A 26,578-nucleotide genomic window follows, 5' to 3' on the forward strand; every position below is an offset into this window, starting at 1 on the left:
ACGACAAAAGCCAAAGACAAAGGCGGGGGACGACGAGATGAGCGATGCGCTCTACGCATTTCCGACGGTATGCGAGCAGACCCTGCGAGCGCTGGCGCGCTATCCGTGGCGCACGGCCTTCGCCTGGCCGGGCGGCTCGCTCAGCTATCAGGGTGCGACCGACCTGATCGGGCGGATCCAGAGCGTGTTCACGCGGCTCGGCTTCGCGCCGGGCACCCGCGTCGCCTTCCTCACCGCCAACCGCGCCGACACCTGGTGCGCCGGCGTCGCCGCGCAACTGGCGCGGCTCGCCATCACCTGGCTGCATCCGCTGGGCTCGCTCGACGACCAGCTGTTCCAGCTCGAGGATTCCGACGCGCAGATGCTGATCGTCGACGGCGTCAGCTTCCGCGATCGCGGCGGCGAGCTGGCGGCGAAAGCTGCGGGACTGAAGACCGTGTTCACGCTCGGCCCGGCGGACTACGGCGCCGACCTGCTGCAGGCGGTCGACGCCGCCGGCAGCGCCAGCCCGAGGAATTTCGCCCGTCACGACGACATCTCGACCCTGAACTACACCGGCGGCACCACCGGCAAATCCAAGGGCGCGCTGCGCCACCACCGCGAATATGGCAGCTTCGCCGCCGCGGTCCTCGCCGATTTCGAGATCCCCGAGACCCCGCGCTATCTCGCGGTGGCGCCGATCAGCCATGTCGCCGGCACCAAGGTGCTGCCGACGCTGATCCGCGGCGGCACCGTGCACATGCTGAAAGGCTTCGACCCCGAGGCGGTGTTCAAGACCATCGAACGCGAGAAGATCAACTTCACGCTGTTCGTGCCGACCATGATCTATGTCATGCTGGATCATCCGGCGCTCGACAGAACCGACCTGTCCTCACTGGAGCTTTTGCTGTACGGCGCGTCCGCGATGTCGCCGAGCCGGCTGGTCGAGGGCATCGAGCGGATCGGCCCGGTGTTCTCGCAGCTTTACGGCCAGACCGAATGCTATCCGGTCTCGGTGCTGCGCAAGGCCGACCATGATCCGAAGACGCCGGAGCTGTTCCTGTCCTGCGGCTTCCCGATCTCCGCCTGCCAGGTGAAGATCCTCGACCAGGACGACCAGGAGATCGCGACCGGCGAGGCCGGCGAGATCTGCGTGCGCGCCAGCCATGTGATGGCCGAATACTGGAAGCGGCCCGAGACCACGGCCGAGACGCTGAAGAGCGGCTGGCTGCACACCGGCGACATCGCGCGCATGGACGAGCGCGGCTACATGTTCATCCTCGACCGCAAGAAGGACATGATCGTCACCGGCGGCTTCAACATCTTTCCGCGCGAGGTCGAGGACGTGCTGTCGCAGCATGCCGACGTCGCGATGGTCGCGGTGGTCGGCGTCCCCGACGAGAAATGGGGCGAAGCGGTCACCGCCGTCGTGGTGGCACGCGAGGGCGCGATGCCGGACGCCGACGAGCTGATCGGCCTGGTGAAGGCGAAGAAGGGCTCGGCGCATGCGCCCAAGCAGATCCAGTTCGTCAAGGAGCTGCCGATGACCGGCGTCGGCAAGGTCGACAAGAAAGCGCTGAAGGCCGGCTTCTGGGCCGGCCGCGACCGCATGGTGGGTTGAGCGCGACGCTCCTCATCCCGTCATCCCGCGGAGCGCGCTCTTGCGGGCGTCCGCTGTCGCCGCCCGGCTTGCCGCCTCCGCTAAAGCTCCGGCGTGCCCGAGATCGCAAGCCTCGTCGAAGCCTTGGCGTAGACGGGACCGGCCGATCCAGTATTCCAGAGACAGTCGTTATTGAGCCGAGAGGCTGCCGCGTACTGGATCGCCCGGTCCATGTGCGCAATTGCGCACAGGCCGGGCGATGACAGCGGTCGGAGAGCACAAGCTTCACACCCTCTCAGGGTGACGCAGAGAGTTCGGTGCCTGCGGTTGAAGCTGCATCCTGGCCCAGCAACTGCTCCAGGCGCTCGCGCAGCTGCTCCTGGTGATAGGGCTTGGCCAGCCGCGGCAGGTCGACGTGGATGCCGTCGGGCAGTTCGGCGTAGCCGGTGGCGAGCAGGACGCGGAGCTGCGGCCGCAGCTCGCGCGAGGCGGCGGCGAGTTCGAGGCCGGTCATGCCGGGCATCATGTGATCGGTCATCATCAGGTCGATCTCCTGATCGCTCCTGAGGATGTCGAGCGCGTGCGGCCCGGAATTGGCGCCGATCACGCGGTGGCCGAGATCCTCGAGCATTTCCGTGGTCGACATCGCGATCAGCGGATCGTCGTCGACCAGCAGGATCACCGCCGCGCCGAGGCCGGTGCCTTTACCAACCGGCTTGGACGAGAAGAACGGCTCGATCGCGCGCTTCAGCACCTCGGGCGACATGCCGGTGCCGGTGTCGACGACCGACAGCTTCAGATAATTGCCCGGCTGCAACGCCGGATCGTTCTTCGCCTGCAACGCTGCGAGGCGGATGTCGATCGCGCCGCCGTCCGGCATCGCGTCGCGCGCGTTGATGGCAAGGTTGAGGATCGCAAGCTCAAGCTGGTTCGTGTCGACATGGGCCGGCGGCAGCCCTTCGGGAATGTCGAGCCGGAGCGTGATGCGCGGCCCGAGCGAGCGCTCCAGGAGATTGCTCATGTCGCGCACCAGTGCGCCGAGATCGACCGGCACCGCGCGCAGATCCTGCTGGCGCGCGAAGGCCAGCAGCCGCTGCGTCAACGCCGCGCCGCGCTCGGCGCCCTGCTGCGCGCCGTCGACCAGGCGATGCAGGCGCGGATCGTCGGGCATGCGCTTGCGCAGCAGATCCAGATTGCCCATCACCGCCATCAGGAGATTGTTGAAGTCGTGCGCGACGCCGCCGGTGAGCTGGCCGATCGCCTCCATCTTCTGCGCGTGACGGAGCTGCTCCTGCGCCCGCTCGCGCGCGGCGACCTCCTTCATGAGGTCGGCGGTGCGCTGCTCGACCCGCTGCTCCAGCGTCGCGGTGAGCTCGGCCAGCGCGGTGCGCTCGGCGGCGAGCTGCGCCACCAGCGCCTCGCGCTCGATCTCCGCGGTCTTGCGCGCGGTGATGTCGGAGCAGACGCCGACCAGCGACTTGATGCTGCCGTCCGGCCCGCGCACCGCGCGGGCGCGCACGTCGACCCAGTGCTCGCTGCCGTCGGGCCAGATGTTGCGGTACTCGATCTTGTAGTCCTTGCCGGTGCGCAGCGTGTATTCGACGACCTCGCTGCGGCGGGCGCGGTCGTCGGGATGAACCGCGTCCAGCAGGTCCTGATAGGTAAAGGGGTCGCCGGGCGTGCGGCCGAAGAAACGCTTGCAGGTCGGCGACGCCTCGAGCTCGAAATCGGGCAGATGGATTTCCAGGGCGCCGAGATGGCCGGCATTGAGCGCGGTCTGCAACAGGCCCTCGCTCTCGGTGAGATCCTCGAGGATCGAGCGGGTCTCATATTGGCGGCGCCGGCCGCGCACCGCCGCGGCCACCAGGCTTACCAGCGTCATCGGATGGAACGGGCGCTCGATGAAGGTCACATTGCCGAGCACACGGCCAAGCCGGGCCGCCTCCGGATTGCGCTCGGGCCCGCCACCCTCGCTCATCAGCACGATCGGGAAATCCGACCATGAGGGCTGCTCGTTGAGCCAGCGCGTCAGGGCGGAAAGGTCGGCGTGCCTGACCGTCTCGTCGGCGATGATGGCAAGGCCCGCTCCGCTGGCGATCTGGTGCTCGAGTTCGGCGAGATCGCCGCAGATATTGGCGTAGTAGCCGGATTCCTTGATCAGGTGGGCCGTCTTCACAGCGTCCCGCTCGTTCGCGGCGAGGATGACGGCACGCTCCGAGGACGGGCCGGGCCTCATTGCAACCGTCCTGCGGACTGCGCGGCGCCAGCACCGTTCGACACAAAATCACAAAACCGCCGGATGGCCTTGGCCAAAAGACCGGCGGCGGGATCGGCACACGTCATGATACCCCCTTCCGCCGGGCAGAACTCACGGGGCCGCCAACCGTTCCCGGCACGCCGGATTATTTTCGGCAAAAAGACGGCCACAACAGGGCCGCCGCCAAGGCTGGGGCGACTCCGCTTCTAAAGCGCGGTGAGGTTTGGTTGAATCATCATCGCGCTTTAGCTCTTTGTTTGCGCATGATCTCCGCGCAAACGCGTCCCGCGTTTGTCGCGAGGGAAAACCGCTTCGCACTTTTCCGGATCATGCTTTAGCGCGGCTCGATCACCAGGCTCTGGACGGCACGGCCGAAATAGCCGTGCTGGTCGGCCAGCCGCGACATCGCAAGCCCGGCGCCATCGGGCCCGATCCAGGTCTCGCCATCGAGCAGGACCCAGTCGCCGATCGGCTCGCGGGCCATGCTCACCGTAAGGTCGGCGTTGATGAAGGTCCAGTTGCGGAAGTCCAGCGCCGGCGAGGTGCCGTTGGAGAAGTCCGAGGCAACCACTGCGCGCATTGCCTGCGAGACGGCGGCGCCCGCGATCAGCGGACGATCGACCCGGAACCAGATCGCGCCCGGTCCCATCTGGCCGAAGCGGCCGCGCGCGGCGCGCATCGAGATGCATTTCACGAACGGGCTGCCCGCAAGGTTTCCCGGCTCCACCATGCTCGCGTCGGGCCCCGGCAAATCGACCGGCACAGCCGCGATGTCGGGCGGCAGCTCGGCCGCCTGCCGCTTGATCTTGAGCACGCTGGCGGAAACCACGACGACACCGTCGGCGAGCAGCCTGACACCGCAGAGCTGGATCTTGCGGCCTTCGCGCAGCACCTCGCGCTCGACCGTGAGCGGTGCCACCGGCACCGGGCGCATCAGGTCGATGGTGACGCGCGCGATCCGCATCGGCACCGGCGTCGGAACCGCTTCGGCCGCCCAGACCACCAGCGCCGCCGGCGCGGACCCATGCTGCATCCGCGGGTCCCACGGACCCGCGGCATCGGGACTGGTGACGACGCGGTCGCCGTCAACGCGGAAGATCGGCTCCATCACGATTACGCGAGCGCCGGATCGACCGCTTCGTCGTATTCCTTCTTGAAGCGCGCAATCAGCTCGCCCGCGGGCACCACCTTGGAGATGCTGCCGACGCCCTGCCCGGAGCCCCAGATTTCCTTCCAGGCCTTCGGCTTGGCGCGCTCGCCTGAGGCATCGGTGCCAAAACTCATCTTCGAGGGATCGGAGGTCGGCAGGTTTTCCGGATCCATGCCGGCGGCGACGATCGACGGCTTCAAATAGTTGCCGTGCACGCCGGTGAACAGGTTGGAATAAACGATGTCCTCGGCCGACGAATTGGTGATCATGTCCTTGTAGCCCTCGACCGCGTTCGCCTCCTTGGTGGCGATGAAGGCCGAGCCGATATAGGCGAAGTCGGCACCGATGATGCGCGCAGCGCGGATCGCGCGGCCGTTGGCGATGGTCCCCGACAGCGCGATCGGCCCGTCGAACCACTGCCGCGTCTCCGACACGAATGGGAACGGCGAGATTGTGCCGGCATGTCCACCGGCGCCGGCTGCGACCAGGATCAGGCCGTCGGCGCCCTTCTCGATCGCCTTGTGCGCGAACTTCTGATTGATCACGTCGTGGAACACGATGCCGCCCCAGTTATGGACGGCCTGGTTGAGCTCCTCGCGCGCGCCGAGCGAGGAGATGATCATCGGCACCTTGTGCTTCTCGCAAAGCGCCATGTCGTGATCGAGCCGGTTGTTGGACTTGTGCACGATCTGGTTGACCGCGAACGGCGCCGACGGCCGCTCCGGATGGACCTTGTCGTAAGCCGCAAGCTCTTCCTTGATCCGGTACAGCCACTCGTCGAGCAGTTCCGGCGGGCGGGCATTCAGCGCCGGGAACGAGCCGACCACGCCGGCCTTGCACTGCGCGATGACCAGATCGGGCACGGAGATGATGAACAGCGGTGCCCCGATCACGGGAAGAGACAGGCGGCCCTTGAACAGAGCAGGCATGGACATTGGAAGCGGATCCTCTCGGTTTATCGGTTGGTCTCGGTCTGCTTGGCGGTCATACCAACAGGGCAATCTTTCCACTGTCAAGTATTGCGTTTGGGCGCTGCGAAACGGATGAAAAAAGCTCATCCGGGCAGCCGGTTTTTCTCAGGCGTTTGGCATCCCAGGCATGAATTTGCCCAGCCTATTGGCAGAGCGCCCGCGTCACGAAATTCTCGGTCTTGCAGTCGTTCGGACGGCGCTTGTGGCCGGGCAGATAGACCAGCGGCGAGCACTTCTCGAACGCATCGGTATCGAGGCTGTGGCCTTCCTTGAAGCCCTTGCTCTGGCACAGAAGATCGGCGCCGAGCTTGCAATCCGGCGCGCCGTTCGAGGCGACCACGCAGGCCGCGCGGCCCGAGACCATCGTGGACGGACGCGCGATGTTCGGCAGGCTCTTGCCGGTCTCGCCGGGATTCCCCGGTGAAGGCAGGCTCGAGTTCTTGAACAGCTTTCCGATTTCGTTGATCAGCCCGGGATTCTCGCGTTCGGCCGCAGCAGGCGCCGGCTCGATCGGCCGCGGCTCCGCCGGCAGCGTCTGTTGCGCCCCGGCTGCATGCCCAGCAGCGCGGGCGCCGCTTGGGCCCAGCCTCGGTCGAGCGTTGCCAGGGTCATCGACAGGGCCAGCCCCGCCATCACAAGGCGCGCCCTGGCCGGATGCAGCACGCTGTCGATTCGATCAGCCATCGCGGCGAGCGTAACCCGAAGCCGGCCGCTGGCAAAGCGAAGGCTAGATCAACTTGAACGCCGCGACGAAGCCCAGCACCAGCACGATCGCGCCGATCGCAACCCAGAGGCCGAGCCGCTTCTCGAGCTCCTTGCGGATCAGATCGCCGTAACGGTTGAGCAGCACCGCGACGAAGAAGAAGCGGCCGCCGCGCGCGATGATCGAGCACAGGATGAACAGCCAGATGTTGTAGCCGGCAAAGCCCGAGGTGATGGTCACCAGCTTGTAGGGGATCGGCGTCAATCCCTTCAGCAGGATGATCACCGCGCCCCACTCGTTGTACGAGGCACGGAACGCATCGACCTTGTCGGACAGTCCGTAGAGATGGATCAGCCACTGCCCGAGCGAATCGTAGAGCAGCGCGCCGATCGCATAGCCGACCACGCCGCCGGCGACGGAGGCGATCGTGCAGACGGTGGCGAACCACCACGCCCGCTGCGGCCGCGCCAGCGACATCGGCAGCAGCATGATGTCGGGAGGGATCGGGAAGAACGAGCTCTCAGCGAAGGCGACCGCTGCGAGAATCCAGAGCGCGTAAGGCTTGTCGGCGGCGTCGATGCACCAATCGTAAATCCGTTTCAGCATGGCCGCGATGAACCATCATGGAGCGGATTTGTCCATGCCGGGAATGAATTGATTTTCGGCGATTTACGACTGCCGCTTGCGCAGCGAGCTTTCCAACGCGACAATTCGACGCCGAACCACAGGATCGGGCGCGGTTTTGGGCAGCTTGCCCGGTGTCTTCGGCAGTTTCTCGGCGATGCCGAGCAGCCGCTCGCGCCGTTCCATCTCGCGCCAGACGTCCTCCGGCTTCACCCCGGCATGCGCCCACATCACGGTCAGATTGTAGAGCAGGTCGGCGCTTTCGCGCACCACGGCGTCCGGCTTGCGGCTGAGCGCATCGATTACGACCTCGACCGCTTCCTCGGCGAGCTTTTTGGCCATCTTGGCCGGGCCGCGCTGGAACAGCCGTGCCGTGCGCGACGTGGCCGGATCAAGATCCCTCGCCGCGATCACAGCCCGGTAAAGCCGCTCGATCGAATCACTCATGGCTGACGAGCCTAGTCGAAACGTATCGCCAGCGTGTTAACGCCGCGCACATAACGAAAAACCCACCGGCGCGAGGCCGGCGGGTTTTGTGACAGTTACGAGAACCTTCGATGTCAGTAAGGCGTATACGGCAGTTGCGACCGGCCATAGCCGCCGTAGTAGCCGCCATAATACGGTCCGCCGTAATAGGCCGGGCCACCATAATAGACGGGACCGCCGTAATAGCCCGGGCCGTAGTCATAGTAGTAATCGCGGCGGCTCTGCGCCGCGGCGATCGCAAGACCCGTGCCGATGATGCCGGCGAACGCGGCCGCGGCCGCTGCACCACCGCCACCGCCTCTGTAATACCGGCGGCGCGCGCTGATGTCGGTCACGTCGCTGGTGCCGTGTGACGTCGTCACCGTGGCGGGCTTGCCGGCCTGAGCCGAGCCTGCGAACGCCATCGTCGGCTCAATGGCCGTCAACGCCACGGCGGCAACCGTTGCCAGCGTGGCTGCGCGGCCAATGGACGAAAAAACACCCTTTCGCGCAAACATTGCAGTCGTCCTTTGTGGGAGCTGGCCCGACGGGCCGCTTTGTAGCTAACCACCTTCCCTACATTGGGTTCCGCTACCCGAATGCAAGCTGAACAACCTCTGGCGAAATCATGGCAGTCATGGTGGCAGTCATCGCCCATTCAGCTTGCATGAGGCAGAATGTCCGCAATTGACGCTTGCCATGACGTGCTCGATGTCATGAAACAGGCGCAGCCGGCGCGGCACTTTGTCTCGCCACCCGGATGTCGTGATGCAGATAAGTCGGCCAACCTTTCTCCGCCTGATGCTGGCCGTCGGGATCGGCTTTGGTAGCGGCGTGTGGCCCGGCGCGGCACCACTGCGCGCCGCGAGCGATCCGCCGCCGCAGCCGGTCGCCATTCAGTTCACGCTCGACCGTCCACTCGATGCCGCCGCGGCTCCCTTCGTGATGGCAACGGTCGGCGGCCTGTTCAGCGCCGAAGGGCTCGCGGTCGGCACCAATGTCGCCACCAGCTCGGCGGATGCGATCGCGCGCGTCGCCGACGGCGCCAGCGACTTCGCCCTCGTCGACATCAACGCGCTGATCCGGTTTCGCGACAAGCCCGGCTCCGCGCCCGTGAAGGCGGTGTTCGTGCTGTTCAACCAGGCGCCCTACGCGATCGTCGCCCGCAAGAGCCGCGGCATCAAGGCGCTGTCGGACATGCCGGGCAAGAGCCTCGGCGTCGCCGAGGGCGACTTGTCGATCCGGCTGTGGCCGTCAGTCGCCAGGCAGAACGGAATCAAGCTGGCGAGCGTCAAGCTGAGCACGATCAGCACCGCCGTGCGGGAGCCGATGCTCTCCGCCGGCCAAGTCGATGCCGTCACCGGCTTCTCCTATCTGTCGGCGATCAATCTCAGGGATCGCGGCGTGCCCGCCGACGATCTCGCGGTGCTGCGTTTCGCCGACTATGGCTGCGAGGCCTATGGCTTTGCCGTGATCGTCAGCCCGCGTCTTGCCGCAGCCAGGCCCGAGGCCGTGAAGGGCTTCGTCCGCGCGGTGATCGGCGGCACCAATCTCGCGATCAAGGATCCGGCCCGCGCCGCGACCGAGGTCGCGAGCCGGATGGACGGCGGCTCGCGTGACCTCGAGCTCGAGCGCCTGCATACCATCATCCGCGACAACATCCTCACCAGTGAGGTGAAGCGCGACGGCATCGGCGGCATCGAGCCGGCGCGCTTCGAGCGGTCGATCGAGCAGCTTGCCGAGGACGTCAAATTCCAGAAGCAGCCGCTTCTGTCCGAGATCTTCGACGACCAGTTCCTGCCGCCGATCGACGGCCGGCTGGTGAATTGAGCGCATGCGAGAATATGATTACGAGCGGCGCGAACACTCAGCGTCGTCCTGGCGAAAGCCAGGACCCATTACCCCAGCCATGATTGTTGCGCGACGCTGGGGACGCAATCCCGCTCCCAATCAAATTCGGTGGTTATGGGTCCTGGCTTTCGCCAGGACGACCGGCGCGGGAGGCGGCTCGTCACAACCATCACCATCCCCTCTGGATGACGCGCTGTCGCCGCTGGTCCTCCCCCGCAAAGCCTGATTAGATTATCTCCCGCCTGATCGGGCGTCGATCGCTTGTGAGTCCCGCCGGCATGTCCATGATCCGCCTCTACACCCGTGTCCTCGACTTGCTCGGCAAGGAGGCGCGGCTGGGCTGGATCCTCGCCGCCGCCAACCTGCTGCTCGCCGGCGCGCAGTTCGCCGAGCCGGTGCTGTTCGGCAAGATCGTCGACGTGCTGTCGGGCCGGCCGGTCACCGGCATGTTCGCCACCGACTCCGCGTGGCCGCTGCTGGCCGCCTGGGTGGCGTTCGGCCTGTTCACGATCGGTTGCAGCGCCATCGTCGCATTGCAGGCCGACCGCCTCGCGCACCGCCAGCGCCAGGCCGTGCTGACCGGCTATTTCGAGCACATCATGCAGCTGCCGCTGACCTTCCATTCCGGCACCCATTCCGGACGGCTGATGAAGGTGATGCTGAACGGGACCGACGCGCTGTGGCGGCTCTGGCTCGGCTTCTTCCGCGAGCATTTCGCTGCGATCATGTCGCTCATCGTGCTGCTGCCGCTCGCGCTCTACATCAACTGGCGGCTGGCCGTCCTGCTGTTCATCCTCTGCGTCGTCTTCACCCTGCTGACCACGCTGGTGGTGCGCAAGACCTACGGCATGCAGAGCGAGGTCGAAGCCTTCTACAGCGACCTCTCGGCGCGGGCCTCCGACGCGCTCGGCAATGTCGCGCTGGTGCAGAGCTTCGTGCGGATCGATTCCGAGGTGCAGGGCTTGCGCTTCGTCGCCGACAAGCTGCTCGCGGTGCAGATGCCGGTGCTGTCGTGGTGGGCGCTGGTCACCGTGATCACCCGCGCGTCGACCACGATCACGGTGCTCGCGATCTTCACCGTCGGCATCGCGCTGCACAGCCAGGGCCTGACGACGGTCGGCGAGATCGTGATGTTCGTCTCGTTCGCCACCATGCTGATCCAGAAGCTCGAGCAGGTGGTGAGCTTCATCAACAACGTGTTCATGGAAGCGCCGCGGCTGCAGGAATTCTTCGACGTGCTCGACGCGGTGCCGGCGGTGCGCGACCGCCCCGGCGCGGTCGATCCCGGACGGCTGTCCGGCCTGGTCGAGTTCAAGGACGTCTCGTTCTCCTATGACGGCAAGCGGCCGGCGATCGCCGACCTCTCCTTCACCGCGCTGCCCGGCCAGACCATCGCGCTGGTCGGCTCGACCGGCGCCGGCAAATCCACCGCGATCGCGCTGCTGCATCGCGCCTTCGATCCGCAATCCGGCATCATCGAGATCGACGGCATGGACATCCGCGCGCTGAAACTGACCGCGCTGCGGCGGAACATCGGCGTCGTGTTCCAGGAGGCGCTGCTGTTCAACCGCTCGATCGCCGAGAATTTGCGCGTCGGCAAGCCTGACGCGACCGACGAGGAACTGCGTGCCGCCGCCAGCCGGGCGCAGGCGCTCGATTTCATCGAGCGCAGCGAAAAGAAATTCGATACCCATGCCGGCGAGCGCGGCCGCATGCTGAGCGGCGGCGAACGCCAGCGGCTGTCGATCGCGCGCGCACTGCTCAAGGATCCGCCGATCCTGATCCTCGACGAGGCGACCAGCGCGCTCGATGCGGTCACCGAGGCGAAGGTTAACGCTGCTCTCGATGAAGTGATGAAAGGCCGCACCACCTTCGTGATCGCGCACCGCCTCTCCACCATCCGCCACGCCACCCGCATCCTGCTGTTCGACCAGGGGCGCGTGATCGAAAGCGGAACTTTCGATGAACTGGTGGCGAAAGGCGGGCGTTTTGCCGACCTCGCGCGCGCCCAATTCATGGTTCAGGACCAGGCACGGGCCAGTATCGAGGCACCATAATTCTTCGCTTTCCTTTTGAGGCCGCTGCCGAAATTCAGCCGATTTCGTCCACGATTAAATTGGCTGGCCTCTGTTCTCGGCTGGCAAGCCGGTATAGGGTTTGCATCGCCGCAAAGCGGCCCCGGACACGCTTGAAACCCGACGTCACATTCGCGAAGACCTCCTTGTTCTGAGGCGGGTCTCAAAGGACCGGAACCGGACTCGTGCACCTTCTTCGCCCGTTGCTGCGCCCATCGTTGAAATCGATTTTTGCCGTCGCGATGCTCGCCATCGCGCTGCCGCGCATGGCCGCGGCCGAAGCGCTGCTGCTGGTCGAGGCAGACAGCGGCAAGGTGCTGCAAGCCGACAATGCGACGATGCCGTGGTATCCGGCCTCGCTCAGCAAGCTGATGACGGCCTATGTGACGCTGAAGGCGGTGAAGGACGGCCGCGTGTCGCTCGACACGCTGCTCACGGTATCGCCGACCGCAGCCTCGCAATCGCCCTCGAAGATGGGCTTCCGCCCGGGCACGCAGGTCACCGTCGACAACGCGCTGAAGATGATGCTGGTGAAGTCGGCCAACGACATGGCCGTGGTGCTCGCCGAAGGCATCGGCGGTTCGGTCGACGGCTTCGCGGGCATGATGAACCAGACCGCGCAAAAGCTCGGCATGACCCAGACGAGCTATGTCAATCCGAACGGCCTGCCCGCCGACGGCCAGATCACCTCGGCGCGCGACATGGCGATCCTCGCCCGCGCCATCATCCGCGACCTGCCGGAATACGAATACTTCGTCCACATCCCCTCGATCCGCTTCGGCCGCCGCGTCACCGCGAACTTCAACAAGCTGATCGGGCGCTATCCCGGCGCCGACGGCTTCAAGACCGGCTTCATCTGCGCCTCCGGCTACAACCTCGTGGCCTCGGCGACGCGCGATGGCAGGCGGCTGATCGCCGTCGTGCTCGGCGCCTCCTCCGGCCGCATGCGCGCGGTCCGCGCCGCGCAGCTTCTGGATCGCGGCTTCAACGGCAGCGGCATGTCCTGGCTGCGGCCCTCGCTCGGGACCGTCGACAACCTGGTGCCGGTCGACGCCACGCCGCCGAACCTGCGCGAGGAGATGTGCGGCGGCAAGCACAAGCGCCCGGCCAGCGACGAGGATCAAGAGGACACCGTCGCCGGGACCTCCAGCAGCGGCGGCGAGAGCGGCATGGCCTTCTTCGCCACCGGCCTGCAGGCCGCGATGCCGAAGCCGTCGGAATTGCTCGCGCTGCCGGCGGCGGCCTCCGAGCCGGTGATCGTCTATACCGGCCCGACCAAGACCGGCGCCGCGCTGATCGCGGCTGCCGAGGCCGACAGCGAGAAGCTGCAGCCGGTCAAGCGCGGCAAGCGCACCCGCGTCGTCGTCAGGGTCAACAAGCCCGACGCGGCCGAGGCCAAGGGCGATACCAAGAGTGCCAAAGGCGACGCCAAGCCGGCCGCAGCCAAGCCGGCGCGCCACGCCAACGTCAAGCCTGATGCCGCAGCCGCAAAGCCGCTTGCGAACAAGCCCGCGGCAGCCAGCAAGCCCGCCGACAAGCCGGCGGCCACGGCAAAACCCGCCGCGAAGCCGAAGGCCGCGGCCAAGCCGAAGGCTGACGCCAAGCCGGCCAGCTAGCGGACCAAGCGGTCCGTCCCTCACCCATTGCGTCGTCAGCGCGGCTTGCCATTGGCCGGCGCATCGCTCAATACTGCCCAAAACAAGGCAACCCAGGGTTAGCCAAGGCAGCCCGCGGGCCGGACGAACCCGGAATCAATCCGGGACGTCGGGCAGAACTTTAGAGAGGGGAAGGACCATCATGGAGCGGATCTGGCTCAAGCACTATCCGGCCGGCGTGCCCGCCGATATCGACGTCACGCAATATTCGTCGCTGGTCGAGTTGCTGGAGGAGAGCTTTCGCAAGTTCGCCGACCGCAAGGCATTCATCTGCATGGACAAGGCGATCACCTATCGCGAGCTCGACGAGATGTCGGCGGCGCTCGGCGCCTATCTGCAAAGCAGGGGATTGCAGAAGGGCGCGCGGGTCGCGCTGATGATGCCGAACGTGCTGCAATACCCGGTCTCGACCGCCGCCGTGCTGCGCGCCGGCTACGCCGTCGTCAACGTCAATCCGCTCTACACCCCGCGCGAGCTCGAGCATCAGCTCAAGGATTCCGACGCCGAAGCGATCATCGTGCTGGAGAACTTCGCCACCACCGTGCAGAAGGTGCTGCCGAACACCGCGGTCAAGCACGTCATCGTCGGCAGCATGGGCGACCTGCTCGGCCTCAAGGGTGTGATCGTCAACCTCGTGGTGCGGCGGGTCAAGAAGATGGTGCCGGCCTGGTCGATCCCGGGAGCCGTCGGCTTCAACGAGGCGCTATCCGCGGGCCGCGCCGGCAAGCTCAACAAGCCCCCGCTGACGCTCGATGACGTCGCGTTCCTGCAATACACCGGCGGCACCACCGGCGTCTCCAAGGGCGCGACCCTGCTCCATCGCAACATCCTGGCCAACGTGCTGCAGAACGACGCGTGGCTGCAGCCGGCGCTGGTGAAGCCGCCGATTGTCGAACAAATGGTCATCGTCTGCGCGCTGCCGCTCTATCACGTCTTTGCGCTCACCGCGTGCTATCTGCTGGGCATGCGGTGTGGCGGCACCAATCTCTTGATCCCGAACCCGCGCGACATGCCCGGTTTCGTCAAGGAATTGTCGAAGTACCAGGTCAGCTTCTTCCCGGCGGTCAACACGCTCTACAATGCCCTGTTGAACACGCCGGGCTTCGACAAGCTCGACTTCTCCAAGCTGAAGATCGCCAATGGCGGCGGCATGGCGACGCAAAGACCGGTCGCCGAAAAATGGCTGAAAGTCACCGGCGTTTCGCTCTCGGAAGGCTACGGCCTGTCCGAGACCTCGCCGACCCTGACGTGCAATCCCGCGACGATCACGGAGTTCTCCGGCACGATCGGCCTGCCCGTGCCGTCGACCTGGATCTCGATCCGCGACGACGACGGCAACGAATTGCCGCTCGGCCAAGCCGGCGAAATCTGCGCCAAGGGCCCGCAGGTGATGGTCGGCTACTGGAACAGGCCGGATGAGACCGCACGCGTGATGACGGCGGACGGCTATTTTCGCACCGGCGACATCGGGGTGATGGACGAGAAGGGCTACACCAAGATCGTCGACCGCAAGAAGGACATGATCCTGGTCTCCGGCTTCAACGTCTATCCGAACGAGATCGAGGAAGTGATCGCCAGCCATCCGGGCGTCCTGGAATGCGCCGTCATCGGCGTGCCCGACGCCAAGTCCGGCGAGGCGGTGAAGGCGTTCATCGTCAAGAAGGACCCGAACCTGACGGCGGAGGACGTCATCAAGTTCAGCGCCACCCAGCTCACCGCCTACAAGGTGCCGAAGCAGATCGAGTTCAGGACCGACCTGCCGAAGACCAATGTCGGCAAGATCCTGCGTCGCGAGCTGCGCGACGAGAAGAAAGCTGCGGCCTGAACAATAGCGACGCGGGCGCAAGAACAAACATGACTGACGCGCGCGTTGCAACGCCGGCCGACATCCTCGCCTTCTGGCGCGGCATCGGCCGCGACGGCTGGTACAAGCGCGACCCTGCAGTCGATGCCGAGATCCGCGACCGCTTCCTCGCCACCTGGCAGCAGGCGGCCGCGGGCGAACTGGCGTCATGGGAGACGAGCGACGAGGGTGCGCTGGCGCTGACCATCGTGCTCGACCAGTTTCCCCGCAACATGTTTCGCGACGATGCCAGGACCTTCTCCAGCGATGCGCTGGCGCGCGAGGTAGCCGGCCGGGCCATCGACCGCGGGGTCGACGTGCGGATCGATCCGCACCTGCGCGAATTCCTTTATCTGCCTTTCGAGCATTCGGAGCATTTGGCCGACCAGCAGCGCTGCGTCGCGCTGTTCCGGCAATATGGCGGCGGCCACCCCGACAACCTGAAATATGCCGAGGACCACGCCGAGATCATCCGCCGGTTCGGCCGCTTCCCGCACCGTAACCGCATTCTGGGCCGGGAAACGACGGCGGACGAGCAGGCCTTCCTGGACGGTGGCGGATTTTCCGGCTGATGACGGAATGGTGACCGGCCGCCGGCATTGCCGATCCGCCGCCAGTCCGTATTGTGCCGTCCGAGCGCCGGGTTTAAGACAGGTCCGCTTCAGCGAGGGAGAATGACGATGACCATCAAGGTTGGCGACAAGCTGCCGGAAACCAAGTTTCGCGTGATGACCGCCGAAGGGCCGCAGGTCAAAACCACCGACGATATCTTCAAGGGCAAGAAGGTTGCCCTGTTCGCCGTGCCCGGCGCCTACACCGGCACCTGCCACAAGATGCACCTGCCGAGCATCTTCCTCAACGCCTATGCCATCAAGAACAAGGGCGTCGATACCATCGCGATCGTCTCGGTCAACGACGCCTTCGTGATGAATGCCTGGAAGCGCGACACCGACCAGCGCGACGAGGCCGTCTTCCTCGCCGACGGCAATGCCGACTTCACCAAGGCGATCGGTCTGGACCTCGACGCCTCCGCCAACGGCCTCGGCATCCGCTCCAAGCGCTACTCGATGCTGGTCGAGGACGGCGTGGTGAAGAAGCTCAACCTCGAACCCGCCCCTGGCAAGGTCGAGGTCTCCGGCGGCGACACGCTGCTCGGCCAGCTCTGAGCCGACGCGCGCATACTGTCATCGCCCGGCCTGTGCGCAATTGCGCACATCGACCGGGCGATGACACCGGTTATTGCGAGACAGCGCGGTCCCTACACCTTCAGCCTCGCCATCGCCACGCCTTCGCGGGCGAGCTCGTCGGCGCGTTCGTTCTCGGCGTGACCTGCGTGGCCCTTGATCCAGTGCCAGCGCACCTCATGCGGCTTCAGCGCGGCATCGAGGCGCTGCCACAGCTCGACATTCTTGACCGGCTTCTTGTCCGCGGTGCGCCAGCCGTTGCGCTTCCAGCCGTGGATCCAGCCGGTGATGCCCTGGCGGACATACTGGCTGTCGGTGGTGAGATCGACCACGCACGGCTTCTTCAGCGCTTCCAGCGCCGAGATCGCCGCCATCAGCTCCATCTGGTTGTTGGTGGTGTGGGGCTGGCCGCCCTTCAATTCCTTCTCGACCTCGCCGAACTTGAGGACCGCGCCCCAGCCGCCCGGCCCCGGATTTCCGGAGCAGGCACCGTCGGTGAAGATGGTCACATGCGGCTTGTCGCTCACGCCGCGCACCCTGCCGGCGTGATGCCATAGTCGCTGATCGCGGCGACGTTCTGCTGGAAGCGCAGCTTGCGGACATATTCCAGCGGGTCCTTCGGCTGCACCAGCGCGCCCGCGGGCACGTTGAGGAAATCGACGAGACGCGTCAGCAAGAAGCGCATCGACGCGCCGCGTGCCAGCAGCGGCAGCGCCGCCTCCTCCGCCGCCGACAACGGCCGCTCGCGGCGATAGGCATTGAGCAGCGCGCGTGCCTTGGTGACGTTGAAGGAGTGATCCGGCTCGAAGCACCAGGCGTTCAGGCAGATCGCGACGTCGTAAGCCAGGATGTCGTTGCACGAGAACGGGAAGTCGATCAGGCCCGACAGTCTGTCGCCGAGGAAGAACACATTGTCGGGAAACAGGTCGGCGTGAATGACGCCGACCGGCAGATCGGTGGGCCAGGCGGCCTCGAGATGATCGAGCTCGCGCGCGATGAAGTCGGAGAGGCCGGCCTGCACGCCGTCGGCCCGCGCCGCGGCGAGATCGAACAGCGGCCGCCAGCCGGCGACCGACAGCGGATTTTCGCGCAGCAGCGGAAAGTCGCGCCCGGCCAGATGCATCTTGGCTAATGCCTCGCCGACGCCCGAACAATGCGTCACGTTGGGCCGCCGCGGCCACATGCCTTCGAGGAAGTTGATGATCGCGGCCGGCCGGCCGGCCAGCCGGCTGTAGACCTCGCCGTTGCGGTTGCGCGCCGGCTGCGGGCACGACACGCCGCGCTCGGCGAGATGCGCCATCAGCGACAGGAAATACGGCAGGTCGTCCTCCGCCACGCGCTTCTCGTACAGCGTGAGGATGTAGGCGCCCTGGCTGGTATGCAGCAGGAAATTCGAATTCTCGACCCCTTCGGCGATGCCCTTGTAGGAGAGCAATTCGCCGATGTCGTAGCTTTTGAGGAATTCCGCGAGGTCTTCGGCGGCAACGTCGGTGTAGACCGCCATAGGGTCTATTCCGCCGCGGTAGCGTCGGGTCGCAGCGAGCGCGGCAGCGGGAAGAACTCGTTCTCCTCGGCGGCCGAGACCGTCTCCACGTGCAGATTGTAGCGTTCGGCGAACGCGCCCATGATCTCCTCGACGATCACTTCCGGCGCCGAGGCGCCCGCGGTGATGCCGAGGCTCTTGATGCCTTCGAACCGCGCCCAGTCGATATCGCTGGCGCGCTGCGCGAGCACCGCGATCGGGCAGCCCTCGCGCTCGGCGACCTCGCGCAGGCGCTGCGAGTTCGACGAGTTCGGCGCCCCGACCACGATCAGAGCATCGACCACCGGCGCGACCTTCTTCACCGCGAGCTGGCGGTTGGTGGTGGCGTAGCAGATGTCTTCCTTGTGCGGTCCGTTGACGTTCGGGAAGCGCGACTTGAGCAGCGCCACGATCTCGGCGGTGTCGTCGATCGACAGCGTGGTCTGGGTCACGAAGGCGAGGTTGTCCGGATCCTTCGGCGTGAAGGTCTTGGCGTCCTCGGCGGTCTCGATCAGGGTCACGGCGCCCGGCGGCAGCTGGCCTAGCGTGCCGACCACCTCAGGATGATGGGAATGCCCGATCAGGAGGATCTCGCGGCCGCGCTTGAAGTGGATCGCCGCCTCGCGATGAACCTTGGTCACCAGCGGGCAAGTCGCGTCCAGCGAGAAGAAATTGCGGGATTTGGCCTCCGCAGGAACCGATTTCGGCACGCCATGGGCCGAAAACACCACCGGCGCATTGGTATCGTCGGGGATTTCAGCCAATTCCTCGACGAAAATGGCACCCTTGGTCTTGAGGCTGTCCACCACGTATTTGTTATGCACGATCTCGTGCCGGACGTAGACCGGCGCACCATAGATGGTGAGCGCCCGTTCCACCGTGTCGATGGCGCGCACCACCCCGGCGCAGAAGCCACGCGGGGAACAAAGCACGATTCTGAGGTCGGGTTTCATCACTGACATAAGGGGCAAATCTCGGGGCCGAATCACCCCTCGCCGGCGGGCGGGGAACGGCCAGTTTGGGTAAGGACTTGGGACTGCTTTGGGGCTCTGTCAAGGCGATTTTGCTGGCCCATTGCGCCATTCCCCCCTGAGGGCTTATATAGGCAGCATATTCCCGTCATCGCCGATGACTACCAGCTTCGCCTCGACAGAGGTGGGCGAAGCACAAAGGAGATTTGCCATGAGCAACGCACCGCTGATGCCGAAGGCGACTGCCGTGTGGTTGGTCGATAATACCGCCTTGACCTTCGATCAGGTGGCCGATTTCACCAAGATGCACCCGCTGGAGGTCCGCGCCATCGCCGACGGTGACGCCGCCCAGGGCATCAAGGGCATGGACCCGATTTCGAACGGCCAATTGACCCGCGAGGAGATCGAAAAAGGCGAGCGCGACCCGAATTACCGCCTCCGGCTGCAGGAGAGCAAGGTGGTGCTGCCGACCGCCGCCAAGAAGAAGGGCCCGCGCTACACCCCGGTGTCGCGCCGCCACGAGCGGCCGAGCGCCATCCTCTGGCTGCTGCGCAACCATCCCGAGCTGAAGGACGCGCAGATCATGCGCCTCGTCGGCACCACCAAGACCACCATCGCGAGCGTGCGCGACCGCACCCACTGGAATGCCTCGACCCTGACGCCGATGGACCCGGTGACGCTCGGCCTGTGCTCGCAGATCGAGCTCGATTTCGAGGTGCAGCGCGCCGCCAAGGAAAAGCCGGCCGCGGCCGTCTATGGCGGCGCCACGCTGCTGCCGGCCTCCGAAACCACGCGCAAGGACGAGCTCGACGATCAGCCGACCGAGCGCCACGACGACCTCAACGTCGACGCCGTGTTCGCCAAGCTGAAGACGATCGGCGGCAAGAAGCCCGACGAGGACGAGGAGTAAGCGCGCGCCGCGCTTCGCCGAACGGAATGCGAAACGCGGCAGGGCAACCTGCCGCGTTTTTTGTTGGACCGATTACGACTGTACAAGCGAGCCGTCATAGCCCTACGGCCGGTTCGGATTGTTCAGCATGTATTCGCCGAGATCGCGCTGGCGGCGGTCGTAGCGGGCTTCAGCGTTCTGGCGCTGCACGTCGCGATCCTTGCGGCAGGCGACATAATCGGGCGAGCCGACCGCCACCTTGCCGTTGGCCTGGCAGTACTGATCGTCATCGCCCATGCTCGCCGCAATCGGCGAGTTGCCGCGCTCGAGGCAGCCTGTGAGCAGCGGCAGTGCGAGCAGCAATGCGAGGGGCGCGCGTGCGGAAATGGATCGCATCCGGTAGTCCGTGTCTCGTGACGATGGGCCGGGAATGACCCGGCAATCCATCAAAATCAAGGCCGTTCTGCTTCCGGATGCATTCGGTGACGTGGCGCGATCACGCATTCCTCCAAGATTCCGCCCGCGGCTTACCCCTCTCCCCAACCCTCCCCCGCAAGGAGGGAGGGAGCCTGACCAATGTGCTCACCTTACTTCGTTCGCACATGCCTCGGCTGTAACCGTCGTGAGGGAGGCATCGGCGGAAGGGTTCCCTCCCCCCTTGCGGGGGAGGGTTAGGGAGAGGGGTGGCCACTCGGCGTGCTCTCTCGATTAGACCTTCGTTGCTGGCGAAGCGCACAAGTCGTCGCTCCGCGCGCCGCAATGACGATCACACCTTCCCCTTCAGTGCATCGCCGATCTCGTCGAGCACCTTCGGGTCCTCGATCGTCGCCGGCATGGTCCAGGGTTCGCCGTCGGCGATCTTCTTGATGGTGCCGCGCAGGATTTTTCCGGAGCGGGTCTTCGGCAGCCGCCCTACCGTGATCGCGAGTTTGAAGGCGGCGACCGGGCCGAGCTTGTCGCGCACCAGCGCCACGACTTCCTTCTCGACGTCGCCGGCGCTCTTGGTGACGCCGGCCTTCAGCACCAGCAAGCCGCAGGGCACCTCGCCCTTGATCGAATCCTTGACGCCGAGCACCGCGCATTCGGCGACGTCGGGATGCGAGGCCAGAATCTCTTCCATGCCGCCGGTGGAGAGCCGATGTCCGGCGACATTGATGATGTCGTCGGTGCGGCCCATCACCCAGACGTAGCCGTCCTCATCCTTGTAGCCGGCATCCGACGTCTTGTAGTAGCCGGGGAATTCCGAGAGATAGGCGTCCTTGAAGCGGGCGTCCTGCTCCCACAGCGTCGGCAGGCAGCCCGGCGGCATCGGCAGCTTGATCACGATCGAGCCCATGGCGCCCGCCGCGACCGGCTTCGCCGCCTCGTCGACCACGTCGACCTGATAGCCGGGCATCGGCACCGTCGGCGAGCCATGCTTGACCGGCAGCATGCCGAGGCCGACCGGATTGCCGGCGATGCACCAGCCGGTCTCGGTCTGCCACCAGTGATCGATCACCGGCACCTTGAGTTGCTGCTCGGCCCATTCCACCGTCGGCGGATCGGCGCGCTCGCCGGCGAGGAACAGGGTGCGGAAGCTCGACAAATCGTATTTGCGGATCAGTTTGCCTTCGGGGTCTTCCTTCTTGATGGCGCGGAATGCGGTCGGCGCGGTGAACAGCGCCACGGCCTTGTGTTCCGAGATCACGCGCCAGAACGCGCCGGCGTCGGGCGTGCCGACCGGCTTGCCCTCATACATGATCGAGGTCGCGCCATGCAGCAGCGGGCCGTAGACGATGTAGCTGTGGCCGACCACCCAGCCGATGTCGGAGCCGCACCACCACACCTCGCCCGGCTTCACGCCGTAGAGGTTGTACATCGACCATTTCAGCGCGACGAGATGCCCGCCATTGTCGCGCACCACGCCCTTCGGAATGCCCGTGGTGCCTGAGGTGTAGAGAATGTAGAGCGGATCGGTCGCGAGCACCGGCACGCAGGGCGCGGCCTTGCCGGCATCGAGCGCGGCGCGGCGCAGCGCCGCCCAGTCATGGTCGCGGCCAGCAACGAGATCGCAGCCGTGCTGCGGCCGCTGCAGGATGACGCAGACATCCGGCTTGGCGCTCGCGAGCTTGATCGCCTCATCGAGCAGCGGCTTGTATTGCACGATGCGGCCGGGCTCGAGGCCGCAACTGGCCGAGAAGATCAGCTTCGGCTTGGCGTCGTCGATCCGGCTCGCCAGCTCCTTGGCCGCGAAGCCGCCGAACACCACGCTGTGCACCGCGCCGATTCGCGCGCAGGCCAGCATCGCAACCACGGCCTCCGGCACCATCGGCATATAGAGGATGACGCGGTCGCCCTTGGCGACACCGAAATCCTGCATCACCGCGGCGAGCGCCTGCACCTCCTTCAGCAGCTCGGCATAGGTGAATTTCGTGATCGTATTGGCGAGCGTGGAATCGTGGATCAGCGCGATCTGGTCGGCGCGGCCGCCGGCGACGTGGCGATCCAGCGCGTTGTAGCAGGTGTTGACCACGGCGCCGGTGAACCAGCGTCCGTAGGTGCCCATCGCCGGGTCGAAGACCTTCTTCGCCGGCTCGATCCAGTCGATCTCACGCGCCGCTTCCGCCCAAAACCCCTCGGGATCCCGGAGCGAGCGCGCATGCACCTCATGATACCGGCTCGTCTGCTGAATGTTCATGGCGTTCTCCCTCGCGCACCGCGCGTCTTTTGCCGACCATTGTCACGGGAAGCGACGGCGTTTCAAGCCGAAATCCGGCCGACCTTGGCACTAGTCGCCGTCGGCCCCATTGATCTGGAGCAACCGCTCGCGCATCGCCTTCGCGAGGTCGTAGCCCGCCTTGCCGAATTCGGCATTGCGGCGGGCAATGAACTCGTCTTGCGCGCTCTGCAGCTCGCGCGCGTGCCGCGGGTTTTGCGCACCGCGGATCGCTCGCACGCTCGATGCGTTGATCTCGCGATCGAGGTCGGCAAGCTCGGGATTGGCGCAGATCGCCTTCTCCACCGCGCGGCGCGCCTTGCGGCAATCGAAGCTCGGCTTGCCTGCGACCGCCATCATGGCGCCGATCCGCTCCAGCTCCAGCGAGAGCGATTTGTAATTGGCCTTGGCAGCCGCATGATTGGGATCCAGCTTGACCGCGGCGCCGAAATCCATAATCGCCCGGCGCCGGTCGCCCTTGCTGCGCCACAGCTCGCCACGCGCATTGAAGGCATCGGTCAGCGAGGGATCGAGCCGGAGCGCGGCATCGTAATCGGCGATCGCGCGATCGGTCATCTGCTTGCGACGATAGGCGCCCGCGCGCGCCGCGAGGGCTCTGACGCGATCCGCCCTCTCCGTCTTGTCGTTGTCGATCACGGACCCGCAGACGTCGATCGTCCTGTCGTCGTCGTCAGCGACGGCTGCGGCGACACAGCGGCCCGGATCGGCCTGGACATCCTTGCCCGGCTCGCTGCTGGTCGCGCACGCAGCACCTGCCGCGAGCAGGCATGACAGATAGACGCACAGCAGAAGCGTCAGGTTTGCAGATTTGCGTCGCATCACAATCGCCGACGAGGCGTCCCTCTTGCGCGCCTGAACCAGCCCAGCGGCCATCATCCGGACCGCATGCAATTGCGGCAAAACCACACACTGGATTATACGTCAATTGCGACGATCGGCGCACGGGGGGCGGCTTGCTGACATTCGAATGGATCATCGGGCTTCTGCTTGCCGCCGTAGCGCTGTCGGCGCTGGCGCGGCACGTCAAGGTCCCCTACCCGACGTTCCTCGCAGTCGGCGGCATGCTGCTGGCCTTTCTTCCGGACGGGCCGTCCTGGGCGCTGGAACCGAAGCTGGCGCTGGCGCTGTTCGTGGCGCCGGTGCTGCTGGACGCCGCCTTCGACACCTCGCCGCGCGACCTCCGCAACAACTGGCTGCCGGTCTCGACGCTGGTGGTGGTCGCGGTCGGCGTCACGACCGTGGCCGTCGCCGTCGTCGCGCGCTGGCTGCGGCCCGACATGCCCTGGGCGGTCGCGATCGCGCTCGGCGCCATCGTGGCGCCGCCGGATGCCGCCGCGGCGACTGCGATCTTGCGCCAGGTGAATCTGCCCTATCGGATCCAGAAGATACTCGAAGGCGAGAGCCTGCTCAACGATGCCAGCGCGCTCCTGATCTATCGCGTCGCCGTCGGCCTCGTGGTCGCCGAGCACATGAAGGTGCGCGAATTCGTGCCGTCGATCGCGGTGGCGCTGGTCGGCAGCCTCGCCGCCGGCTACCTGTTCGCGCAGGTCTGGATGATGGTCACGCGCCGCATCACCGAGGCGCCGAGCGCGATCATCACCCAGTTCGGCGGCACCTTCATGGTGTGGATCATCGCCGAGCATCTCGGGCTGTCGGGCATCCTCACCATCATCGCCTATGCGATCACGATCGCCCGCACCGCGCCGGCCCGCACCTCGGCGCGGCTGCGCGTACAGTCCTACGCGGTGTGGGAAACCGTCGTCTTCGTGCTCAACGTGCTCGCCTTCATGCTCATCGGCATGCAGCTGCGGCCGATCTGGTCCGGCCTCGACGACGAGGTGCGGTGGAAATATTGCAGCTTTGCCGCGATCATCCTCGCCGTCGTGATCCTCGCCCGGATTCTCTGGGTGATGCCCTATGGCGCCTTCCTGCGCGCGTTGAAGCGGCACGACCTGCTTCCCACGCATGTGATGGCAGCGGTGCCGACCTGGAAGCGCGGCGTCATCGTGTCCTGGTGCGGCATGCGTGGCATCGTCACGCTGGCCGCCGCATTCGCGCTGCCGGAGTATTTTCCGTATCGCGACCTGATCCTGCTGACGGCCTTTGCGGTGGTGCTGGGCTCGCTGATGCTGCAGGGCCTGACGCTGCGGCCGCTGATCCTGGCGATGAATTTCGACGAGGACGATCCGCTGGCGCGCGAGGCGGCGCATGCGCGCGGCGTCGCGTTTCGCGCCGCGCTCGATGCGGTCGATGCAGATCCGTCCGAGGAAGCCGAAATCCTCCGGCTCGAATATCGCGCCGTGCTGCTGCGCGCCGAGACCGATCCCGACGGCGGCCTCGCCTCGCGCGAGCTCCCCGCCGATCCGCTGCGCCGCCGCGCCGTCGCCGCGGCGCGCCGGGCGCTGCTCGATCTGCGCCGCACCGAGGCGATCGGCGACGACGCCTTCCATCTGGTCGAGGAAGAACTCGACCGCGCCGAGCTCAGCGTCGAGGCGTGATGGGAGCGCGAGAGACGGGCGGGCGTAGCCCTCTCCAAGCGTCGTCCCGGCGAAAGCCGGGACCCATAACCACCGGGTTGATTTGTCGAAGTGAGTTGTGGCCCAGCGTTACGCAATTATGACCTTCGGTGGTTATGGGTCCCGGCCTGCGCCGGGACGACACCGAATGTTTGGCGCCGCTTGTGGGTCGGGATGACAGGTTTAGAAGCGAGCGCTTAAGACTTCAGACGCAGTAGACCTACGCGCCCGACTTGCTGGTGATGCCGCCGTCGACCACGAGCTCGATGCCGGTGACATATCTGGATTCATCCGAAGCGAGGAACAGCGCCGCGTTGGCGACGTCCCAGGCGTCGCCCATGTGGCCCATCGGCACCTGCGCGTCGCGGGCGCGCCACATCGCCTCGACGTCACCCTTGGCGTAGCTCTGCGCCAGCCCGGCGGAGTGCGCGACCATCGGGGTCTTCATCAGCCCGGGCAGGATCGCGTTGACGCGCACATGCTTGGAGGCGAACTCGACCGCGGTCGAGCGCGTCATCTGGTTCATCGCTGCCTTGCTGGCGTTGTAGCTGACATAGGAGATGCCGACATGGCGGATCGAGGCGATCGAGGAGATGTTGATGATCGAGCCGCCGCCCTGCTTGATCATGACGGGGATGACATGCTTCATCGACAGATAGGCGCTCTTCAGGTTGACGGCGAAAACGCGGTCCCATTCGGCTTCCGCCACCTCGACCACGCTGCCGACCTCGGCGATGCCGACATTGTTGTCGAGCACGTCGATGCGGCCATAGGTCTCCAGGCACGCCGCGACCATCGCCTCGACCTCGGCCGCGCGCGAGACGTCGGCGGTGAACGCGGTCGCCTTGCCGCCCTCGCCGGTGATGATGCCAACCGTCTCCTCGGCCGCGGCGCCGTTGCGATCGACGCAGAACACGCTGGCGCCCTCGCGCGCGAAGGTCACGGCGGTCGCCTTGCCGTTGCCCCAGCCGGGCCCGATCGAGCCCGCGCCGACCACCATCGCAACCTTGCCCTTGAGCCGATCCATCGGTTGTTTCTCCTTTTGTTGTTCTGGTAGCCCGGATGGAGCGCAGCGAAATCCGGGCCGCTGTTCCCGGATTGCGCTGCGCTTCATCCGGGCTACGGATTCTTGCAAGCACTCATGACCGTGACATTAGCACCGATCGGATGGCCGAAAATCTCCGATAGCGTCTGGCAGCGTCCCGTGGAGCACAGCCGCCATTCGCCCGCCGCGCCGGAATTGCCGAGCACGACCTCCCGCCGCGGCGCCGGAGGCGGCGACCATTGAAACCAGCCGCCAACGAGCCGGGCCTCCGGCGGCGGCTCCATGCCGGCGCCGGTGCCCTTGATGCGGGCCTGCGTCAATTCGAGCCCGGCGGACGTGACCACCCAGTCTTCCTGCCAGGCGGTCTTCTCGATCGAATGCGTCCAGGCGAGCGTGAAGGCCGCAGCCTGCAGCGCCTTCACCACGCCGGCGGAGGCGAGGCAGAGGCTCAAGCCGCGGCCACCGCATCGCGCGGGCGCTGCCGCCACTGCCAGAGCACGACGGCCGCGGCCAGCGTGAAGCCTGCGGTGTCCGAGAAGCGGAAATCGCCGAGCAAGCAGAG

General features: G+C 66.0%; 24 protein-coding genes. 9 read left to right on the forward strand and 15 right to left on the reverse strand.

Features of this window, described 5'->3' with window-relative positions; translation table 11 throughout:
• Positions 1–37 precede the first annotated feature (37 nt).
• A complete protein-coding gene (locus J6500_RS21560) occupies positions 38–1,600 on the forward strand; it encodes an AMP-binding protein (RefSeq protein WP_225714691.1) in 1,563 nt (520 codons plus the stop codon).
• A 274-nt stretch (positions 1,601–1,874) separates the two neighbouring features.
• Here the strand turns inward: J6500_RS21560 and J6500_RS21565 are convergent, their stop codons facing one another.
• From J6500_RS21565 to J6500_RS21595, 7 genes are all read right to left on the reverse strand, one after another.
• Positions 1,875–3,815, reverse strand: a complete 1,941-nt coding sequence (locus tag J6500_RS21565) for a hybrid sensor histidine kinase/response regulator (RefSeq protein WP_225714692.1) — start codon at positions 3,813–3,815, stop codon at positions 1,875–1,877.
• 355 nt (positions 3,816–4,170) lie between these two features.
• Positions 4,171–4,944, reverse strand: a complete 774-nt coding sequence (locus J6500_RS21570) for a thioesterase family protein (protein WP_225714724.1) — start codon at positions 4,942–4,944, stop codon at positions 4,171–4,173.
• A 5-nt stretch (positions 4,945–4,949) separates the two neighbouring features.
• On the reverse strand, positions 4,950–5,921 hold the full coding sequence (locus tag J6500_RS21575) for an NAD(P)H-dependent flavin oxidoreductase (protein ID WP_225714693.1): 972 nt from the start codon (positions 5,919–5,921) through the stop codon (positions 4,950–4,952).
• Positions 5,922–6,099: 178 nt separating this feature from the next.
• Positions 6,100–6,321, reverse strand: coding sequence for a hypothetical protein (locus J6500_RS21580; RefSeq protein WP_225714694.1), 222 nt, complete (start codon positions 6,319–6,321; stop codon positions 6,100–6,102).
• Positions 6,322–6,684: 363 nt separating this feature from the next.
• Complete coding sequence (locus J6500_RS21585) at positions 6,685–7,266, reverse strand: YqaA family protein (protein ID WP_225714695.1); 582 nt, start codon at positions 7,264–7,266, stop codon at positions 6,685–6,687.
• A gap of 63 nt (positions 7,267–7,329) precedes the next feature.
• Entirely contained in the window at positions 7,330–7,731 is a 402-nt protein-coding gene (gene hisE, locus J6500_RS21590) for a phosphoribosyl-ATP diphosphatase (RefSeq protein WP_225714696.1), read from the reverse strand.
• A gap of 113 nt (positions 7,732–7,844) precedes the next feature.
• A complete protein-coding gene (locus tag J6500_RS21595; protein ID WP_225714697.1) occupies positions 7,845–8,267 on the reverse strand; it encodes a hypothetical protein in 423 nt (140 codons plus the stop codon).
• Between the two features lie 250 nt (positions 8,268–8,517).
• Between J6500_RS21595 and J6500_RS21600 the strand changes: the two genes are divergently transcribed.
• The 6 genes from J6500_RS21600 (at position 8,518) to J6500_RS21625 (ending at position 16,339) form a co-directional block, all read left to right on the forward strand.
• Positions 8,518–9,579, forward strand: a complete 1,062-nt coding sequence (locus J6500_RS21600) for an ABC transporter substrate-binding protein (protein ID WP_225714698.1) — start codon at positions 8,518–8,520, stop codon at positions 9,577–9,579.
• 299 nt (positions 9,580–9,878) lie between these two features.
• Complete coding sequence (locus tag J6500_RS21605) at positions 9,879–11,657, forward strand: glucan ABC transporter ATP-binding protein/ permease (protein WP_225714699.1); 1,779 nt, start codon at positions 9,879–9,881, stop codon at positions 11,655–11,657.
• Between the two features lie 203 nt (positions 11,658–11,860).
• Positions 11,861–13,291: a D-alanyl-D-alanine carboxypeptidase family protein gene (locus J6500_RS21610; RefSeq protein WP_225714700.1), complete on the forward strand. Its 1,431-nt coding sequence runs from the start codon at positions 11,861–11,863 to the stop codon at positions 13,289–13,291.
• Between the two features lie 181 nt (positions 13,292–13,472).
• On the forward strand, positions 13,473–15,155 hold the full coding sequence (locus J6500_RS21615) for a long-chain fatty acid--CoA ligase (protein WP_225714701.1): 1,683 nt from the start codon (positions 13,473–13,475) through the stop codon (positions 15,153–15,155).
• A 29-nt stretch (positions 15,156–15,184) separates the two neighbouring features.
• On the forward strand, positions 15,185–15,745 hold the full coding sequence (locus J6500_RS21620; protein ID WP_225714702.1) for a DUF924 family protein: 561 nt from the start codon (positions 15,185–15,187) through the stop codon (positions 15,743–15,745).
• Between the two features lie 108 nt (positions 15,746–15,853).
• A complete protein-coding gene (locus tag J6500_RS21625; protein ID WP_225714703.1) occupies positions 15,854–16,339 on the forward strand; it encodes a peroxiredoxin in 486 nt (161 codons plus the stop codon).
• A 92-nt stretch (positions 16,340–16,431) separates the two neighbouring features.
• Here J6500_RS21625 and rnhA read toward each other — a convergent pair whose 3' ends face one another.
• The 3 genes from rnhA to ispH are packed head-to-tail and all read right to left on the reverse strand — an operon-like array spanning position 16,432 to position 18,832.
• The gene (gene rnhA, locus J6500_RS21630; protein ID WP_225714704.1) at positions 16,432–16,884 is read right to left on the reverse strand and encodes a ribonuclease HI; all 453 of its coding nucleotides are present in this window, start codon (positions 16,882–16,884) and stop codon (positions 16,432–16,434) included.
• Positions 16,881–17,861: a homoserine kinase gene (locus J6500_RS21635; RefSeq protein ID WP_225714705.1), complete on the reverse strand. Its 981-nt coding sequence runs from the start codon at positions 17,859–17,861 to the stop codon at positions 16,881–16,883. The genes rnhA and J6500_RS21635 overlap by 4 nt, the downstream gene beginning before the upstream one ends.
• 5 nt (positions 17,862–17,866) lie before the next feature.
• A complete protein-coding gene (gene ispH / locus J6500_RS21640; RefSeq protein ID WP_376707839.1) occupies positions 17,867–18,832 on the reverse strand; it encodes a 4-hydroxy-3-methylbut-2-enyl diphosphate reductase in 966 nt (321 codons plus the stop codon).
• A gap of 229 nt (positions 18,833–19,061) precedes the next feature.
• On the opposite strand from ispH, the gene J6500_RS21645 reads away from it, so the two are divergent.
• A complete protein-coding gene (locus J6500_RS21645) occupies positions 19,062–19,760 on the forward strand; it encodes a DUF1013 domain-containing protein (RefSeq protein ID WP_225714707.1) in 699 nt (232 codons plus the stop codon).
• Positions 19,761–19,862: 102 nt separating this feature from the next.
• Here the strand turns inward: J6500_RS21645 and J6500_RS21650 are convergent, their stop codons facing one another.
• From J6500_RS21650 to J6500_RS21660, 3 genes are all read right to left on the reverse strand, one after another.
• Complete coding sequence (locus J6500_RS21650) at positions 19,863–20,135, reverse strand: hypothetical protein (protein WP_225714708.1); 273 nt, start codon at positions 20,133–20,135, stop codon at positions 19,863–19,865.
• 370 nt (positions 20,136–20,505) lie between these two features.
• Positions 20,506–22,416 carry a propionyl-CoA synthetase gene (locus tag J6500_RS21655; RefSeq protein WP_225714709.1) on the reverse strand — a complete coding sequence of 637 codons (1,911 nt, stop codon included), beginning with the start codon at positions 22,414–22,416 and terminating at the stop codon, positions 20,506–20,508.
• Between the two features lie 90 nt (positions 22,417–22,506).
• The gene (locus J6500_RS21660; protein WP_225714710.1) at positions 22,507–23,274 is read right to left on the reverse strand and encodes a lysozyme inhibitor LprI family protein; all 768 of its coding nucleotides are present in this window, start codon (positions 23,272–23,274) and stop codon (positions 22,507–22,509) included.
• A 134-nt stretch (positions 23,275–23,408) separates the two neighbouring features.
• On the opposite strand from J6500_RS21660, the gene J6500_RS21665 reads away from it, so the two are divergent.
• Positions 23,409–24,953 (forward strand): cation:proton antiporter, encoded by a 1,545-nt coding sequence (locus J6500_RS21665; protein ID WP_225714711.1) that lies wholly within the window; start codon positions 23,409–23,411, stop codon positions 24,951–24,953.
• 238 nt (positions 24,954–25,191) lie between these two features.
• Here J6500_RS21665 and J6500_RS21670 read toward each other — a convergent pair whose 3' ends face one another.
• Both J6500_RS21670 and J6500_RS21675 read right to left on the reverse strand, forming a co-directional pair.
• On the reverse strand, positions 25,192–25,998 hold the full coding sequence (locus J6500_RS21670) for an SDR family NAD(P)-dependent oxidoreductase (RefSeq protein WP_225714712.1): 807 nt from the start codon (positions 25,996–25,998) through the stop codon (positions 25,192–25,194).
• 92 nt (positions 25,999–26,090) lie between these two features.
• Positions 26,091–26,468 carry a DUF1850 domain-containing protein gene (locus tag J6500_RS21675; RefSeq protein ID WP_225714713.1) on the reverse strand — a complete coding sequence of 126 codons (378 nt, stop codon included), beginning with the start codon at positions 26,466–26,468 and terminating at the stop codon, positions 26,091–26,093.
• Positions 26,469–26,578: the final 110 nt, after the last annotated feature.

The organism is Bradyrhizobium semiaridum (assembly GCF_020329505.1).
Classification (GTDB): Bacteria; Pseudomonadota; Alphaproteobacteria; order Rhizobiales; family Xanthobacteraceae; genus Bradyrhizobium; species Bradyrhizobium semiaridum.